This is a genomic window from Paenibacillus humicus NBRC 102415, assembly GCF_004000905.1.
Taxonomy (GTDB): Bacteria; Bacillota; Bacilli; order Paenibacillales; family Paenibacillaceae; genus Paenibacillus_O; species Paenibacillus_O humicus.
The window spans coordinates 1-16,453 of the sequence record NZ_BIMD01000075.1 but is presented as its reverse complement, the minus strand read 5'-3'; the positions used below and the strand labels follow the sequence as shown (position 1 = coordinate 16,453).

The 16,453-nt window shown below is 60.0% G+C and carries 12 protein-coding genes; 5 read left to right on the top strand and 7 right to left on the bottom strand.

Going from position 1 to position 16,453, the window contains the following annotated elements:
- On the bottom strand, positions 1–2,008 hold a 2,008-nt coding region (gene pcrA / locus PHU01S_RS24515; RefSeq protein WP_127510344.1), incomplete at its 3' end, for a DNA helicase PcrA.
- A gap of 416 nt (positions 2,009–2,424) precedes the next feature.
- Complete coding sequence (gene pcrB / locus PHU01S_RS24510; RefSeq protein WP_127510342.1) at positions 2,425–3,129, bottom strand: heptaprenylglyceryl phosphate synthase; 705 nt, start codon at positions 3,127–3,129, stop codon at positions 2,425–2,427.
- A 362-nt stretch (positions 3,130–3,491) separates the two neighbouring features.
- Between pcrB and PHU01S_RS24505 the strand changes: the two genes are divergently transcribed.
- Positions 3,492–4,124: a hypothetical protein gene (locus PHU01S_RS24505; RefSeq protein WP_127510340.1), complete on the top strand. Its 633-nt coding sequence runs from the start codon at positions 3,492–3,494 to the stop codon at positions 4,122–4,124.
- Between the two features lie 162 nt (positions 4,125–4,286).
- On the opposite strand, the gene PHU01S_RS24500 is transcribed toward PHU01S_RS24505, so the two are convergent.
- The 4 genes from PHU01S_RS24500 to serS all read right to left on the bottom strand — a co-directional run bounded on the left by PHU01S_RS24500 (position 4,287) and on the right by serS (position 11,664).
- Positions 4,287–6,227, bottom strand: a complete 1,941-nt coding sequence (locus PHU01S_RS24500; protein WP_127510338.1) for a stalk domain-containing protein — start codon at positions 6,225–6,227, stop codon at positions 4,287–4,289.
- A gap of 139 nt (positions 6,228–6,366) precedes the next feature.
- Positions 6,367–7,341: a nucleoside hydrolase gene (locus tag PHU01S_RS24495; protein ID WP_127510336.1), complete on the bottom strand. Its 975-nt coding sequence runs from the start codon at positions 7,339–7,341 to the stop codon at positions 6,367–6,369.
- Positions 7,342–7,513: 172 nt separating this feature from the next.
- Positions 7,514–10,048, bottom strand: coding sequence for a U32 family peptidase (locus tag PHU01S_RS24490; RefSeq protein WP_127510334.1), 2,535 nt, complete (start codon positions 10,046–10,048; stop codon positions 7,514–7,516).
- 338 nt (positions 10,049–10,386) lie between these two features.
- The gene (serS, locus tag PHU01S_RS24485) at positions 10,387–11,664 is read right to left on the bottom strand and encodes a serine--tRNA ligase (RefSeq protein WP_127510332.1); all 1,278 of its coding nucleotides are present in this window, start codon (positions 11,662–11,664) and stop codon (positions 10,387–10,389) included.
- On the opposite strand from serS, the gene PHU01S_RS26485 reads away from it, so the two are divergent.
- From PHU01S_RS26485 to PHU01S_RS24475, 3 genes are all read left to right on the top strand, one after another.
- Entirely contained in the window at positions 11,663–12,010 is a 348-nt protein-coding gene (locus tag PHU01S_RS26485) for a hypothetical protein (RefSeq protein ID WP_218032498.1), read from the top strand. The two genes, serS and PHU01S_RS26485, sit on opposite strands and share 2 nt — an antisense overlap.
- A gap of 69 nt (positions 12,011–12,079) precedes the next feature.
- Positions 12,080–12,793, top strand: coding sequence for a hypothetical protein (locus PHU01S_RS24480; protein ID WP_048745633.1), 714 nt, complete (start codon positions 12,080–12,082; stop codon positions 12,791–12,793).
- Positions 12,794–12,976: 183 nt separating this feature from the next.
- Complete coding sequence (locus PHU01S_RS24475; protein ID WP_048745632.1) at positions 12,977–13,945, top strand: sugar phosphate isomerase/epimerase family protein; 969 nt, start codon at positions 12,977–12,979, stop codon at positions 13,943–13,945.
- Positions 13,946–14,041: 96 nt separating this feature from the next.
- Here the strand turns inward: PHU01S_RS24475 and PHU01S_RS24470 are convergent, their stop codons facing one another.
- The gene (locus tag PHU01S_RS24470) at positions 14,042–14,257 is read right to left on the bottom strand and encodes a hypothetical protein (RefSeq protein WP_021879740.1); all 216 of its coding nucleotides are present in this window, start codon (positions 14,255–14,257) and stop codon (positions 14,042–14,044) included.
- 373 nt (positions 14,258–14,630) lie between these two features.
- Between PHU01S_RS24470 and PHU01S_RS24465 the strand changes: the two genes are divergently transcribed.
- Entirely contained in the window at positions 14,631–16,247 is a 1,617-nt protein-coding gene (locus PHU01S_RS24465; protein WP_048745631.1) for a nitrite/sulfite reductase, read from the top strand.
- Positions 16,248–16,453 lie beyond the last annotated feature (206 nt).

The window sequence follows — 16,453 nt, the reverse complement described above, 5'->3', positions numbered from 1 at the left end:
CGGCGCCCGAGGCGGCGGAGCCGCCGTACCGGCCGCCGCCGATCGTGCGGCCGCCCGGCGAAGCCAGCTCCTTCACGCCATCCGGGATTTCCTTGAGGAAGCGTGAAGGAGGATTGCTGCTCGTGCGCCCGAACAGGGTGCGCATCCGGGCGCAGGTCATGTACAGCTGCTGCTCGGCGCGCGTGATGCCGACATAGGCGAGGCGCCGCTCCTCCTCGAGCTCCTCGTTGTCGGTGAAGGCCCGGCTGTGCGGGAAGACGCCTTCCTCGCAGCCGATGATGAACACAACCGGGAACTCAAGGCCTTTGGCGCTGTGCATCGTCATCAGGATGACCGCGTCGTCCGGCGTCTCGTCCTTGTCCATGGAATCGATGTCGGCGATGAGCGCGAGATCGGTCAGGAACGAGACGAGCGACTTGTCGTCGTTGCGCTTCTCGAATTCCATCGTCACGGACAGGAACTCCTCGATGTTCTCGACGCGGGCTTTGGACTCCAGCGTGTTCTCGCGCTGCAGCTCCAGCCGGTATTCCGACAGCTCCAGCACCTTCTCGGTCAGCTCGGTCACGGACAGGTAGTCGCGCATGCCGGTCAGATTGTCGATCATCGTGCGGAAGTCCTGCAGCAGCGTGCGCGTGCGTCCGTTGACCTCGACGCCGGACAGGTCGCCAAGCACCTGGAAGATCGAGGAGCCGCGGCGCGCCGCCTCCTCGGCCAGCTTGGCGATCGTCGTGTCGCCGATGCCCCGCTTCGGAACGTTGATGATGCGGGTCAGGCTGATGTCGTCGTCCGGATTGGACACAAGGCGCAGATACCCGAGCACGTCCTTGATCTCCTTGCGGTCGTAGAACTTGATGCCCCCGACGATCTGGTACGGAATATCCGACTTGATCAGAATTTCCTCGATGACCCGGGACTGGGCATTCGTCCGGTACAGGATGGCATGGTCCGCATAATTGCGGCCACCATTGCGCCCCGTGCGGATCTCGCCCGTAATATAGTAGCCTTCGTCATGCTCCGAATCGGCCTGGTACATCTTGATGGCTTCGCCGGCGCCCCGCTCGGTCCACAAGCGCTTGTCCTTGCGGCCGGTGTTCTGGCCGATGACCGCATTGGCCGCGTTCAGGATATTGGAGCTCGAACGGTAGTTCTGCTCCAGCAGGATCGTCCGCGCCTCCGGGTAGTCTTCCTCGAAGTTCAAGATGTTCGTGATGTCCGCTCCCCGCCACCGGTAGATCGACTGGTCGCTGTCGCCGACGACGCAGATGTTGTGGTGCTTGTCCGCCAGCATGCGGCAGAGCATATACTGGGCGCGGTTCGTATCCTGATACTCGTCGACATGGATGTAGCGGAACTTGTTCTGGTAGAAATCCAGCACCTCCGGCACATCCGTGAACAGCTGGATCGTCGACATGATGAGATCGTCGAAGTCGAGCGAGTTGTTGCTGCGCAGCCGCTTCTGGTACATCTTGTACACATCCGAGGCGACCTTCTGGAAGTAGTCGCTGCCGGCCTTCGTCTCGAAACGGACCGGATCGATCAGCTCGTTCTTCGCGCTGCTGATGACGGCCTGCACCGCCTTCGGCTCGAACTTCTTGGTGTCGATGTTGAGATCCTTCATGCAGCCGCGGATGACCGACAGCTGGTCGCCGGAGTCCAGGATCGAGAAGTTCGACGTGAAGCCGATCCGATCGATGTCCTTGCGCAGGATGCGCACGCACATGGAGTGGAAGGTCGATACCCATATATCGCTGCCGCCGGCTCCGACGAGCTTGGACACGCGGTCCCTCATCTCGCGGGCAGCCTTGTTTGTGAAGGTGATGGCCAGAATGCTCCAAGGAGCCACGCGCCGCTTCTCGATCAGCCAAGCGATCCGGTGCGTGAGCACCCTCGTCTTGCCCGAGCCGGCGCCGGCCATGATCAGCAGCGGCCCGTCGGTCGCCTGAACGGCCTCGCGCTGGGGAGGATTCAGCTTCCCGACCGCGGCTTCGATTCCGATGTCGTTCATCATATATGCATTCGTTCTCCTTTGCTCGGCGCCAGCCTCCGAACGAATACCGCGCCTTCGCGGATCCGCCTGCTGTTCGCCTTTGTTCGCCTGTCTCCAGTCTAGGGCAACCGGGCCGGAAGTGTCAATGAAGGAACCGGGCCGGACAGAAGGTAATTTTCCTCATCTCCGCCTGCTTGCCGGCGCAAGCTTGCAGAGGCGCCTGTATGCGGCTATCGCCGTCTCCCCCGCGAGTCGCAGTCACGTACATCCGCCGCTGCAGCATAAGGCGGTGCAGCTACGGCGGTGGCTGCAGGCATAAGGCGGTGCAGCTGCAGCGGTGGCTGCAGGCGGAAATGCTGAACAGCAGCATCGGCAGCCGAAAGGGAACGGCTTCGTCGCCGCTGCGTTCACGCTTACGCTATAGAGGAGAAATTTTCCTACGGCGCCAGTTTAGTCTCCTTGACCGCCCGCACCGTAGCGAGCCCGTTGTCGAAATGATCGTACAGCACATTGCCGACTACGACAGTCGGAGCCGTCCGCGCCGCCAGAGCCGCTCGCTCCGGACCGTCGATGCCCCCGCCATAAAACAGCCTGGCTTGCCGCAGCGACCGCCTCACCCTGCGCACCAGCTCCATGTCGCCGAATCGGCCGCTGTATTCCAAATAGACGATCGGCAGCCGCATCAGCCTGTCGGCCAGCTGGGCGTAGGCGACGGCTCCGTTCTCGTCCAGATCCGTCCTTGCCCCCGTCACACGGGCCGCCTCGGCAGCCTCGTTCAGAATGATATACCCTTCGCCAAGCGTCCTCTCCCAAGGAATGAGCGGCCCCCACTCCTCCAGAGCCTTGGCCTGGCGTCCGGTAATCCAATCCCCGTCAGGGGTATTCAGAGCGATCGGAATCAAGTAGAAGTCGAAGCCGGGCACCGCGAGCTCGAGGCTCGACACTTCAAGAACGGCGGGAATTCCCGAGCCCTCCATGGAATGCAGGAGAGACTCCGTGTTCTCGTAGGTGAGGCCGCTGGAGCCGCCGACCAGTATCGCATCCGTGCCGGAGGACAGGACCCGGTCCATCTCCTTGCCGGCGAGCTTCTTGTCGGGATCCAGCTTGAATACATGCCTCCATTGGTCAAATGCTTCCGCCATGATTTCCGTCTCCCATTCGTCTTGTCGCTTCCAAGCCTGTTGTTCCAGTCTAGTGAAGGGCCGGCTTCGTTGTCAATTCGGGCTGGATGCCGGCGCAGCGCGGCCTCCCCGCTTCGTTGGATCCGCCCAAAAAACCTGCCGGCGCGGGCTCCCTCAAGCCGGGCTTGGAGCGCTGTTTCAAAAGAAGCGGCCCTTTTTCCGCTGCCGCACCCGCTTTGCTCCTCGATCGCTCAGAGGATCTCCTTCCCGGGCAGCTTCGCAACCGCATGGAGCGGCCTCTCTTGTTTCAAGGCGGGAAGCATGTTGGTAATGGAACCTACAAAGAGAACAAGGCAATTCCACTTCCGAAGGAGGAAACGATCATGAGCAAAGCAGACGTTGACCATATGGAAACGGAAACCGGAGCGATCAAGGACGAGCAGCGCACGAGACAAGAGCTCGAGCGGACGGAGGCGCATCCGAACGGCGGGCATCCAAGCGGCCACGAGCCGCAAGGGATCGTGGAGGCAGACAGCGCGGTCCATCCTCCTGCGGTCAAAGGAACGGACGGGCCGGTCCAGCAGGACGAGCCGCAGGATGACGAGGAAGGCGACAGACGACGCGTGCCGAGCGATTTGGACCGTTCGTCCGCCAGCGACCCTCGCCTGCCTTACTTCATTTCCATCACTTCAAAGACGATCGAGCATGAGCGCTCCGGCACGGATCAGCTTGAGATCAGCGCGACCCAGGAGGAGCTGGAGAAGCTCAAGATCCTGCTGGACGAAATGGAGTCGACCGACGATGTCAGCTCCCTCGTGGCGGCCATTCCGTACAAGTCCAACGACAGGAGCCCGACCCAGAAGCGCTATCAAAGCCATGTGAACGATTTGTACATGACGATTCACGAGCTGGGGACGGCCGAGACGCGGGCTTTCATTGAAGGCACGAACCTGTTCCGCGAGCTGAACAATACGGACTTCGATCTGCCCGGCTACGATAAGGAGCCCAAGATCTGATAGTCCTGCACCAAAAAAGGCTGCATGCCGTCCCTTTCGGGGCGTGCACGCAGCCTTTTGCTTTCTTTTTATTAGCGATACCATCAGCGCCGATCCCGCTTCAAGCAAATCCGGCAGCTCCGGCCCCGTTTCATGCCGGGAGCGGAACGCTGGACCAGACGGTTAGGAGCCGTAAACGGCGCCGACCTTTCCATTCGTAAAGGTCACATAATTGCTGTAGCCGTAACTCCAGGTTTCAACCGTAATGCCTCTGCTGCTGAGAACGCTTTTAGAGCTTGGCCGGCCCCAGCTGAGAAGCACCTGCTCCTTGTTCATTCCGACAGCCACCTTTTCCTGCTTGACCAAGGACCATGTCGATTGGGACCACTTGTAGGTCTTGTATGGATCCGCGGTCAGGAAGTTCTCGCTGTTGCCGAGAAGCTCGCTTACCATCGAGGCATCGTAGGCCGTATGCGATACGAGCTTGCCCGAAGCCAGCCTGAAGTACAGCGTGAAGGAACCGCCCTGCTCCGGATAGATGTCTTCAATCGTAACTTTCTGGAATCGGTAATCGCTGTCGAAATGGTTGATCCAGTAGCTCTTGCCGATCAGACGAGTCAAGCCTCCAAGCTTTTCCTGCCGGATGATTTGGTCCGTCCGCGGAGTCGTAATCTGCGTTACGGCTTTGCCCATCGTCACGGTCATGTATTGATAGGAGGAGTTCCAGTCCAAGGAAGCGCCAAGAGCAGACTTGAGCAGAGCCGCCGGGAATACCGCCGTTCCGCCGACCGTCTGGACTTTGCCCGGCATAGCCAGCGGCTTGCCGTCTACAACCGCGGAAGCGCTGCCCTGCTTCAGCTGGATGACCCGGCTGCCTTGCTTGACGGTGAAGGTTTTGGAGCCCGGATCCCAGGCAACCGAATAACCGAGTTCCTTGAATGTGCCCTTGAGCGGCAAATACATCGTTCCGTCCAGATAAGCGCCGCCCTCCAGCGCTTGGTTCGAGCTGATGGTCACATGGACCGTTCGGCTTTGTCCCCCGGAAACGACGGTCACGTCCGTCTCGCCAGCCGCAAGCGCTTTGAGCTGTCCGTCCGGAAGCTTTTGCAGCAGACTCGGCTTCTCGATCGTCACGTTGGCTTCAGCCAGCGGAACGGTGCGGGCCGCCATTCCTTCCCACTTCTCCTCGATGGAGACATGCACTTTATCGCCTACCGCAAGGTCGGTCGCTTCGAGCTCCATTTTGAGCTCTTCGACGGCCGGCAGCTCCATCTCGAACCGTTTGCCGCTGCCGGTCTCATACGCCTCAAGCTTGCCGTCCTGCATGCGGAGAACGAGATACGAATCGCTGAAGTAGACAATTTCGGATGCGCCTGTCAAACCGGGATAAGCTTCCGTCAACTTGAACTTGTTGCTGATGTCGTTATGCCAGACGGTTCCGTCCTTGCGGACAACCGCCAGCATTCCGGATCGGCTGTAATCGGCGCTGACGGCATCCTCCACGATCGGTCTCGGCACGTACTTCGTCAAGTCGGCACGGTCGAAGCCAAGGTAATCGTAGGCTTCAAGCTTTCCCGTGCGATAGAGGACAACAAAGACGGAATCCTGGCCGTCTTTGCCGGATGTGGCGCGAAGGGAAACGACGGATTCGGCATTGACGGCAGCGACCAGCTTGCCGCTGCCGAATTTGCCGTCGGCATAGATCTGCCCGGATGGATTCATGGATGCGGTAAGGTTTCCTCCGCAATCGGCCAAGGACGCTTGAGGCGCCGTCCCTCCGACTTGGCCGCCGCCTAGCTCCCACACCGTTCCGTCCTGCTTAAGGAGGCAGCTGCCGGCCAACGCTTTGACGCCTTGAGCCAGCGAGACGGCTTTTCCTCCGTCCAAGCCGACGAGGCCGCCGCCGGGAGTCAATCCATACCCGTTTTCGATGCTGCTCAGCTTGACGTCGGCGATCTCATAGCCCTTTTTTCCTTGGATCCAGACCGTGCCGTCCTCCAGCAAGTAATTTGTTCCGTCAAAATCAACGACGCGGCTGCTTCCGCCGGCCCACACGCCTGCAGGCGCCGAACAAGCCATGACAACAGCCAGAATAGTAGAAGCTATCCACCTTTTGTGCTTCACGATCAAATCTTCCCTTCTCCCATTAAATATAGGAAGATAGTACCATGAGAAGGAAAATAAAACCTTATTCCATTCCACAAATGGTTCTTAGGGATTATTTTTTATCTTATTATCAATACAACTTAGGTTATTTCCTCGATTATTTAAACACCGAGTAAAGCTCCTCCAGTGCCGTGTCCGCATCGACTTCGAGAGCGAACGATACCGGATTCCCCACGCTCGGGAAGACCCGGCGGTCGGTGACGACCATGCCGTCGGTCAGCCGGTCGCCGCAGGCGATGGACGCATGGAGCGTCGTGCAGGTGACCATTTCGGGGAATACGGCCGCGATGACGGCCAGCGGATCATGAAGCGGGCAGGCGTTGTCCAGCTTGTTCACCTGCTGGTAGAAGTCGAAGTAGATCGCGAACGAATCCTTCAGGAAATCGACCAGCGGAGCGTTTTCAGGAAGGCAGGTTTTGCCCAGCTCGTCCAAGGCATCGCGGGTAAGCAGCGTCTGCAGCGTCACGTCGAGCCCGATGACCGTCAGCGGCAGCCCGGCTTCCATGAGCACCGCCGCCGATTCCGGGTCTCCCCAGAAGTTGGCCTCGGCGACCGGCGTCACGTTGCCCGGCACGAGCACATTGCCGCCCATGACGACGACGCTGCGGAACTTGGAGGCGATCGACGGATCGCGGCGCAGCGCAAGCGCCAGGTTCGTCATCCGCCCCATCAGGACGAGGGTCACCTCGCCGGGACGCTCGTTCGCGATGCGGACGAGATAATCCGCAGCGGCTTCGCCGAGCGGCAGCTGGTCAGAAGGGGGCAGCACCGCGCCGCCGATTCCGTTCTCTCCATGCACATGGGAGGTCGAGCCCTGGAACTCGCGCTCCAGCGGCTTCGAGGCGCCCTTGACGACCTGCACGCGGTCGCGCGCGCCGGCGAGCTGGATCAGGCGCAGCGTATTGTCCGTCGCCTGATCGACGTCGATATTGCCGAACACCGTGCATACAGCCTCCAGCCGGATAGCCGGCGACTTCACGGCGTACAGGATCGCCAACGCATCGTCGATCCCCGTATCGGCGTCAATAATCATGGAAACAGGCTCGCGCCCTTCAAACTTGCTGACATTCATCCGTCATAACCCTCTCTGTATGCAAAATGAATCCCCAACGCCTCTCGGAAACCGGGAAGCGTTGGGGCGAAAAGCCTTGATATTTCATGGAACTTCATGCTGGCTGACCGCCGTCAAATGCGAACTCATCGCGCGCTGGGCGCTTCACCAGCTGGCTCCGAGCGCCGAGCCCTTACTTCACCAGCTGGCCGCGAGTGACGCCGAGCTGGTTGGTCGCCTTCAGGCTGCGCCATACCTGGGTGCCGCTGATGCGGCCGTTGATGGCGTCGCGGTACAGAGCGAGCACCTCGCCCACCTTCTCGGCCGGCTCCTCGAGGAACTCGACCCGGTAGGAGCGCACGCCAAGCTCCAGGAAGTTGCGCAGGTATTCCGCGCCCGACTGCTCGATCGCATTGTAGACCGTGTTGCGGCAGCCCTCGTCCACGCGGACGGGGTGGGACATGCCGATGCGGTCCTGCAGGGAAATATTGTGCTCCTCGCAAGGACGGCCGCAGTTCGTGAAGTCGGTGCCTTCGCTGAGGAACGTGCAGTACACGCAGTGCTCGGTATGGAACATCGGCAGATGCTGGTGGATGACCACCTCAAGCGCCGAAGTGTCGCGGGTGTTGCCGAGCAGGTCGACCATCTGCTGGATATTGAGGTCGTAGGATGGCGTCAGCACGTCGCAGCCCGCTTCGCGGAACAGCTCCACCGCCTTATGGTTGGCGATGTTGAGCGAGAAGTCCCCGATCAGCTTGGGGAAAGGCTCGCCCGGCCGCTCCATGCGGGCCCGCAGGTAATAATACAGCGCGCCGGTGTTGCGCACAAGAACCGCATCCGGCTTCAGGCGCAGAATATTGGCGTGGTAGCCGTTCTCGTTGGGCATATGGATGCGCGGCGTCGCCAGCGCGATCGGCTTGCCTGCCGCGCGCGCGGCTTCGATGGCGGCCGGGAACTGCTTGATGAACTCGAAGTCGGCGTAGATCATCTCCACGTCCGTAGCGCAGGCAGCCTTCACCTGATCCAGCGTGCGGCACAGAGCGGTCAGGCGCGCAGCGCCGGGACCTGCCGCGACGGCGGCGTCCTTGTCGCGCTGCTCCTGGGTGCGGGCGTCCGCAAAGATATCCGCCTCCCGCTTGACGTAAACGGGCGGCTTCGGCCGCTCGCCCGCGAGCTGCTCCACCGCTTCGCGCCGCATCCGGTTCAGCTCGCGCACCGGAATGATCAGCTCGCCGTCCAGCTTCACTTCCAGCTCCTCGAGCTGGTACAGCGTGCCTCCGAGCCGGCCGAACTGGTCTTCAAGCAGCGCCTGGTCCATCGGCCGCTTGAGAGCTTTCTCCAGCGGCATCTCGCTGACCGCCTCGACGGTCGTCCCTTTCTGGACGTCGGTCCACCAGGTGCGCAGCGGCTGCCCTTCGGCGCCCTCCACCCTCAGCGCGAGCGGGAACACTCGATACGGCTTTTCCGTTTCGTACGTCGCTCGCAGGCGGCGGTCCAGAGCCGGATCGTTCGTTTTCCAGACGCGGTCGCCGACCTTCACCCGCTGCAGATTGACGTCGCTGCGGCCCGGCACGATATCGAGCACGGTGCCTTCCATCGCCTCGCCCTCGATCTTCACGCCTTGGCGGCGGATATCGTAGACGCGTCCGCCCTCTTCCTTCTGAGTCGGATCTCCGGCGTCGAACACGATGCCGTCGCCCCGCTTGAGCGGCGCTTCCAGCCGGCAGACGACGCCGTCGCGCAGGATGCGCTCGACGCGGCCGAGGTAGACGCCCCGGCTTTTCGGGAACGTGCCCTCGACCAGCTGCTTGTTGTTCGTTCCCTTGAGGAAGCCGTGCGTGAAGCCGCGCGAGAAGCTCTGCTGCAGCTCGCGCACTTCCTCCTTGGACGGGCCGGAACGGTCGCCGTCAAAGTAAGCGTCGATGGCGCTGCGGTACTTGGACACGACGTTGGCCACGTACTCGGGGCTTTTCAGACGTCCTTCGATTTTAAAGGAAGTGACGCCCGCTTCGATCAGCTCCGGCACGATGTCGATCGCGGCCAAATCCTTGGGGGACAGCAGATAGGCGATATCGCCCATCGGCTTCCGCTCGCCGTCGACCATCAGATCGTAGGGAAGGCGGCACGCTTGCGCGCATTCGCCGCGGTTGGCGGAGCGGCCTCCCCACATTTCCGAGGTGAGGCATTGGCCGGAATAGCTGACGCACAGCGCGCCATGAACGAATACCTCCATCGGCAGCTTGGCCTTCTCGCCGATCGTCTTGATCTGCTTGAGGTTGTTCTCCCGTCCGAGCACGACGCGCTCGATGTCGAACGGCTTGGTGAACTCCACCGCCTCCGGAGAGGTGATCGTCATCTGGGTAGAGCCGTGGATCGGGAAATCCGGCGAGATTTCGCGAATCATTTTCACCAGTCCCAGATCCTGCACGATGACCGCGTCCACGCCCGCGTCCACGCAAGCTTCGATCAGCGTTTTCGCGTCTCGCAGCTCATCCTCGAAGACGAGAATGTTGAACGTCAAAAATCCCTTTACCCCGTAGCTGTGCAGAAACGCCATGATTTCCGCCAGCTCGTCCATCCGGAAGTTGTTGGCGCGCGCCCTCGCGTTGAACTTCTCGACGCCGAAGAAAACGGCGTCCGCTCCGTTCGCGACCGCCGCCCTCATGCACTCCCAATCGCCGGCCGGGGCCAGCAGCTCGATGTCTTGCCTTTGTATGGTTAAGGTCATTGCCTCGATATGCCTCCGTATCTATCTTCTCAACTAGTGTGGCCGTCTGACACGGCCGCTATACTGCTAGTGTAGCAGAGGAAGGCCGGTTGCACCAAGCATTCCGGGGAAAAAGCAGGCTGGCAACTTCAGGCCGCAGCCCCAGCGGCGGAGGAATTCTTGCCTTGACCGGGCAGAGCCGGCACTGCGAAAAAGGAGAAGGCGGTCGGCCTCCCGCTCGGGAGGAAGACCGCCTTGACGGACGGCGTTTCCATTCAATGACGTCGGCGAAGCCTGCTCGACCTCGCGGGGAAGCCGGCATCAGGTCCGGATTTCGGTCCCGCCGTTTATATACGGTCTCAGGTCCGGATTTCGCTCCGGCCGTTCATATACGGTCTCAAGGCGTCCGGAATCCGAATGCTGCCGTCTTCCCTCTGATGGATCTCCAGCAGCGGAATAAGAATTCGCGGCGAAGCTGCCGCCGTATTGTTGAGCGTGAAGCAATGCCTCAGCATGCCCTCGTCGTCCCGGTAGCGGATGCCGGCACGCCGGGCTTGGAAATCAAGCAGGTTCGACGACGAATGCGTCTCCCCATATGCGTCCCGGCTCGGCATCCAGGCTTCCAGGTCGAACTGCTTGTGCGTCTTCTGCGACATATCCCCGCCGCAGACGGCCATGACGCGGTACGGCAGCTCCAGCAGCTCCAGCACCTTGCGGGCATGACCGGTAATTTCCCTGTGGAGCCGTTCCGCCTCCTCCCGGTCGGCCCGGCAGATGACGACCTGCTCGACCTTGGCGAACTGATGCACCCGGTAGAGGCCATGCGTGTCGCGGCCGGCCGAGCCGGCTTCGCTGCGGAAGCAGGCCGACACCGCCGCCAGCCTCAGCGGCTCCGAGACGTCGATGATCTCGCCGCTGTAGTAGTTCACGAGCGGCACCTCCGCCGTGCCGGCCAGCCGCTCGTCCCTCCCTTCCAGGCGATAGGTCTGATCCTCGCCCGACGGGAAAAATCCGGTGCTCGTGAACGCTTCCGTACGCACCATGACCGGCACTTCGAGCAGCGTGAAGCCCTCGCGCAGCAGGACGTCCAGCGCCAGCTGCTGGACCGCCCTGTGGAGCAGCGCGCCGTCTCCCTTCAAATAATAGCTGCGGGTGCCGCCCGTCTTGACGCCCCTGGCAAAATCGACCATCCCGTGCAGCTCGCCGAGCTCGACATGGCTCAGCGGCGCGAAGCCGAATTCCGGCGGCTGTCCCCATGCATCCACCTGCACGTTGTCAAGATCCGACTTGCCCGCAGGAGTGTCATCCGATACGGGATTGGGCACTTCCAGCATCAACCTGCGATAGTCGCTTTCCGCGCCAGCCAGTGCCGGCTCGACTTCAAGCAGCCTTTCATTCGCCTCGCGCGCCTGCTGCTTCGACTTCTCGGCTGCCGCGGGCAGCTTCGCCCGCATATGGGCGGCGACCTGCGCCGATGCCAGGTTCCGCGCCTGCCGCAGCTCATCGGCCTGCCCCTGCAGCTTCCGCCGCAGCGCATCCGCAGCGAGCAGCTCCTCCACATTGAACGCCGAGCCTTTCGCCGCCGCCGCTTTCTTCACTTCTTCCGGATTTTCCCGGATCCATCCCATTTCCAACATGCCGCACCGCTCCTTTGTCTGTGAAAAAAACACAAAAAGCGCCCTGTCCTGTTGGGACGAGGAGCGCTTGACTCGCGGTGCCACCCAATTTGGCCGGCTGAAAGATCCGACCCTCTTTGGTTCCGCGGTAACGGGCGGTCCGGCAAACTTAGGGGAACGGAATTCCCTTGGCGAAAACGCCTCCGAGTTGGATTCTCATCATCGGCATGGTGACGGTATGCATTTGAATCAGTATAGCGGAAACGCCGTTCTTGCACAACTGGATTCCATTTTCCTTAACGGCATGAACGGAACAGGCTTATCGTTAACGCCGTATGTCATTAAACCTTTAAAGTTGCTATACTGATTTTGTTTTATATAGATGGGCAGCATTTGCCCCTGGAGATTAAATACGTGTAGAATCGGAGCCGACTCGATGACGGAAGATTTCATTTATATCCTGTTGGGCGTGTTCGATGCCCTGGCCATCTGGGCTTGCGCACTGACCCCTTTCAAGCTTCCCATTTACGCCTATAGATGGCGGCTTCTCGGCAGCAGCGTCTTCATCGCTCTGCTCTCTTACGTCAACCGCATGGTATTGCCTTTGTCCGTGCTGGATACGCCTATCCAATTTGTGATTCTCCTGCTTTTATGCCGCTATATGCTGAAAATCCGGTTCTTCTGGTCGACTCTCGCACTCGTGACGGGGTACATGCTGTATATGCCGCTTCAATTCGGGCTCTACTTCCTGCTGACCGCTTCGGGACTCGTGCCCGAAGAAGTGATGGCCCAGAGTACCGGCTACGTCTTCCTGCTTCAAATCGCATCCATCCTGACGGCCTATGTAATCGCCCTCATCCTGAAAGCGTCCGGGAAAGGCTTTTCCTTCATCCAGCAGCCTCCCCATGATTTCTCCGTGAAGGAGAACTACTTCACCTCCGCGAACGAGAAGCTGCTGATCGGCATTGCCGTCGGCCTGGTCTGCATATCCTTTTCCGTGATGCTGATTCACCATTCCTACCAGCTCGTTATTTTTCCGGGGGTTCTTCTCGCTTCATTTACCGTCTACTCCGTCGCCTGGAGGCGGAATCGTCTGATTTCGGATGCGCAGGAAACCGATTTCCATAGGAGCAAGGGGAGGATGGACTAAAGCAGTCCTGCCCTCCGCTTGCCGCTATTCCCGGTCATGAAGTCGAGGCGGAAGCGCTTCAACGGATTGTCCAGTTATTATGCGTTTTTGTCATCATCTCGCTTTGCAGGCTGTATGCGGGTGGGGGGCATGCTATAATGAAAGCGTTTATGGGTCATTCTAATCCACGGGAGGTTATTCACCATGAAGCTTGGTGTATTCTCTGTTCTGTTTGCGCAAAAAACGTTCGAGGAATCGCTTGACTACATCGCGTCCAAAGGGCTCGACGCTCTTGAAATCGGAACCGGCAACTATCCGGGCAGCCCCCATCTTGACCTGGACGAGCTGCTTGCCGACGACGGCAAGCGCCGCGCGTTCAAGCAGGCGGTCGAATCCCGCGGCCTCATCATCAGCGCCCTGAGCTGCCACGGCAATCCGCTGCATCCGCAGAAAGCGATCTCGACCGAGCATGACGGAATCATCCGCAAGACGATCGAGCTGGCCAACCGTCTGGAGGTTCCGGTCGTCAACACGTTCTCCGGCCTGCCTGGAGACCATGAGGACGCCAAGTATCCGAACTGGCCGGTAGCGCCATGGCCGAACGACTTCCAGGAAGTGCTGAAGTGGCAGTGGGAACAGAAGGTCATTCCTTACTGGACCGACATCAACAACATCTCCGAAGCGGCTGGCGTGAAGATCGGCCTCGAGCTGCACGGCGGCTTCTCCGTCCATACGCCGGCCACGATGCTCCGCCTGCGCGAAGCGACGGGCAAAGCGATCGGAGCCAACCTTGACCCGAGCCATATGTGGTGGCAGGGCATCGATCCGGTCCAGGCGATCCATATCCTCGGCCGCGAAGGCGCGATCCACCATTTCCATGCCAAGGATACGACGATCGATCCGATCAACGTCAACAAGCACGGCGTAACGGACATGCAGTCCTACACGCTCATGCTCGACCGCGCTTGGCAGTTCCGTTCCGTCGGCTTCGGCCACGACCTCAAGGTATGGGCCGACATCATCAGCGCGCTGCGCCTTGTCGGCTACGACTATGTCGTCAGCATCGAGCATGAAGACGGCCTCATGAGCGTCGAGGAAGGCTTCAGCAAAGCGGTCGCCAACCTGCAGCAGGTGCTCATCCGCGAGCCGCTCGGCGAGATGTGGTGGGTGTGACCCGCACGTAAGCGCAGGAGATAAAAAGGCTTCCCGGCAGCAGACGCTGCATCGGGAAGCCTTTTTAGTTCGAAGCGCGGTATGTAGGGCAGCGGTTTACGCCAGCCATACTTTGAAGATCATGATATAGTCGATGACGAGGAACACGAGCAGGCATGCGGCGCCCCAGCCGATGGCGAAGATGTTCTTCTTGCGCTGGCCGACAAGGCGTACAAGCCCGATAGCGATGACGATCGTGAACAAAAGCATAAAGATGTCGAACGTATTGAAGTTGCTCGTCGCGGCCTTGGCCGCTTCTGCTGCAAGATACATGGGGTGCTACCTCCCGGGTTAGATTGCTGTGAGACCGCTTCCGACGGCGTCGATGCCGAAATGCCTGGACCGGATTCGGGCGGCTTATGGACGTATATAAGCTATGGTATCTTTTAGGCGTGCCGGATGCAAGATGTTTTCGCTCCGTAACACGTTTGCCACAATTTTGTCACCTTCTAATTTGCCGCGCCTCCGGTCCGGTTATTCTTTCCCATTATAAAAATTCCGGATAGCCTGCATCAACATTCCTTATAGGCCGCGGCTTCCCGGTTATTGCCCCTGCGATCCCGCTATGGTACGATCGGATTAGCGTAATCATACCTTTTTTATCGGATATTAAAATACCGGAACCAACTATAGGAGGTTCATTTCCATGGCTTACGAAATGCCCTGGACGGCCGACACGTCCAAGCTGAATAAAATGGAACTTTGGAAAATCGAGAAGGACGGACTGGATGTCATCCGCACGATTATCGAGAAGTATGCCCTGGAAGGTTATGACTCTATTCCCGAGGACGACATGAACCGCTTCAAATGGGCAGGCGTCTACGAGCAGAAGCCGCGCGACGGCTACTTCATGATGCGGATCCGCATCAATTCCGGCGTCATGACGACCGCTCAGGCCAGAGCCCTCGCCTCGATCGGCCGCGACTACGGCCGGGACCTGATCGACGTCACGACCCGCCAGGCGATTCAGTACCACTGGCTCCGCATCGAGAACATGCCGGATATCTTCAAGCGGCTCGAGGAAGTCGGCCTGTACAGCTACGAATCCTGCGGCGACTGCCCGCGCACGATCGTCGGCAACCCTCTTCAGGGCATCGACAAGGATGAACTGATGGATACGACTGCGCTCGTCGAGGAAATCAACGACTTCTTCCTCATGAACCGCGACTTCTCCAACCTGCCGCGCAAATACAAAATGTCCGTCTCCGCGAATATCTACAACAACGCGCATGCGGAAATCAACGACCTGGCCTTCACGCCGGCCGTCAAAGTCATCGACGGCGAAGAAGTCATCGGCTTCCACGCCTGGGTCGGAGGCGGACTCTCGGCCAAGCCCTATCTGGCCAAGGAGCTCGACATGTTCGTCCGTCCAGAGGAAGCTCTCAAGGTTGCGGTCGGCGTCACCACCCTGTTCCGCGACCACGGCTATCGCGAGAAGCGCCATCATGCCCGCCTGAAGTTCCTCGTCGCCGATTGGGGCCCGGAGAAATTCCAGGAGGAGCTGCTCAAGCTGATCGGCGACATGCCTTCGCGCGGCGAGAGCAAGACGGCCGGCTGGCAGGCGGCCTACTTCGACGGCGTGCACAAGCAGAAGGACGGCCGCAACTACATCGGCCTCAATGTGCCGGTAGGACGCACCAATTCCGATGAGCTCGAGCAGCTGTGCGACATCGCCGACAAGTACGGCGAAGGCAAGATCCGCACGACGATGTCCCAGAACATCATCATTACGGGCGTCGCCGACGAGAACGTGGAAGCGGCCCTGGCCGCGCCGGTGCTGGAACGCCTCACGCCGAATCCGAAGCCGTTCATGAGCCGCACCGTCAGCTGCACCGGCAACGAGTTCTGCAATCTCGCCATCGTCGAGACCAAGGAATTCGCCCGCGTCGTCGCCGAATACCTCGACGAGAACGTCGAGCTGGACGAGAAGATCCGCATTCACTTCATCGGCTGCCCGAACGGCTGCGGCCAGAAGCATATTGCAGACATCGGCCTCCAGGGCTCCCTGGTGAAAACCCCGGACGGCATGGTCGACGCCTTCGACATCGCCGTCGGCGGCATCCTCGGCCCCGGCGCAACCTTCAACAAGCCGCTCAAGGGCCGTGTGAAGGCAGGCGACGTTCCGTCCGTCCTGGCTCAGCTGATCGGCTATTACAAGGACGACCGCCAAGCCGGCGAGTCCTTCCACCAGTTCGTCAACCGCGTCGGCGTTCCTGCCTTCCAGGAGAAGCTGACCGGCATTCTGACCGCCTCGGCGAGCTGAGCAGGATGAAATTCAAAACCGCCCCTTTGAGGGGCGGTTTTTTTTTGCATGGTTTATTGCGTATGACCGGATGGAGCAGAGCTTGGCAGGGGCAGATTTGTCGTATAGGTAGATGTGCGCTTGGATATTTTGCCGACGAAAGAGCTGGCCGGATGAGCCCCTGTCTATAAGGTACCCCTCTCCATTCCCATATTTTTCCAAGCCAT

What these genes read in the sequence shown, in the direction of transcription:
- serS (WP_127510332.1), bottom strand. Translation starts at nt 11,664, where the DNA reads ATGTTGGAAATGGGATGGATCCGGGAAAATCCGGAAGAAGTGAAGAAA.
- PHU01S_RS24505 (WP_127510340.1), top strand. Translation starts at nt 3,492, where the DNA reads ATGAGCAAAGCAGACGTTGACCATATGGAAACGGAAACCGGAGCGATC.
- PHU01S_RS24495 (WP_127510336.1), bottom strand. Translation starts at nt 7,341, where the DNA reads ATGAATGTCAGCAAGTTTGAAGGGCGCGAGCCTGTTTCCATGATTATT.
- PHU01S_RS26485 (WP_218032498.1), top strand. Translation starts at nt 11,663, where the DNA reads ATGCCGCACCGCTCCTTTGTCTGTGAAAAAAACACAAAAAGCGCCCTG.
- PHU01S_RS24465 (WP_048745631.1), top strand. Translation starts at nt 14,631, where the DNA reads ATGGCTTACGAAATGCCCTGGACGGCCGACACGTCCAAGCTGAATAAA.
- PHU01S_RS24475 (WP_048745632.1), top strand. Translation starts at nt 12,977, where the DNA reads ATGAAGCTTGGTGTATTCTCTGTTCTGTTTGCGCAAAAAACGTTCGAG.
- PHU01S_RS24470 (WP_021879740.1), bottom strand. Translation starts at nt 14,257, where the DNA reads ATGTATCTTGCAGCAGAAGCGGCCAAGGCCGCGACGAGCAACTTCAAT.
- PHU01S_RS24490 (WP_127510334.1), bottom strand. Translation starts at nt 10,048, where the DNA reads ATGACCTTAACCATACAAAGGCAAGACATCGAGCTGCTGGCCCCGGCC.
- PHU01S_RS24480 (WP_048745633.1), top strand. Translation starts at nt 12,080, where the DNA reads ATGACGGAAGATTTCATTTATATCCTGTTGGGCGTGTTCGATGCCCTG.
- pcrB (WP_127510342.1), bottom strand. Translation starts at nt 3,129, where the DNA reads ATGGCGGAAGCATTTGACCAATGGAGGCATGTATTCAAGCTGGATCCC.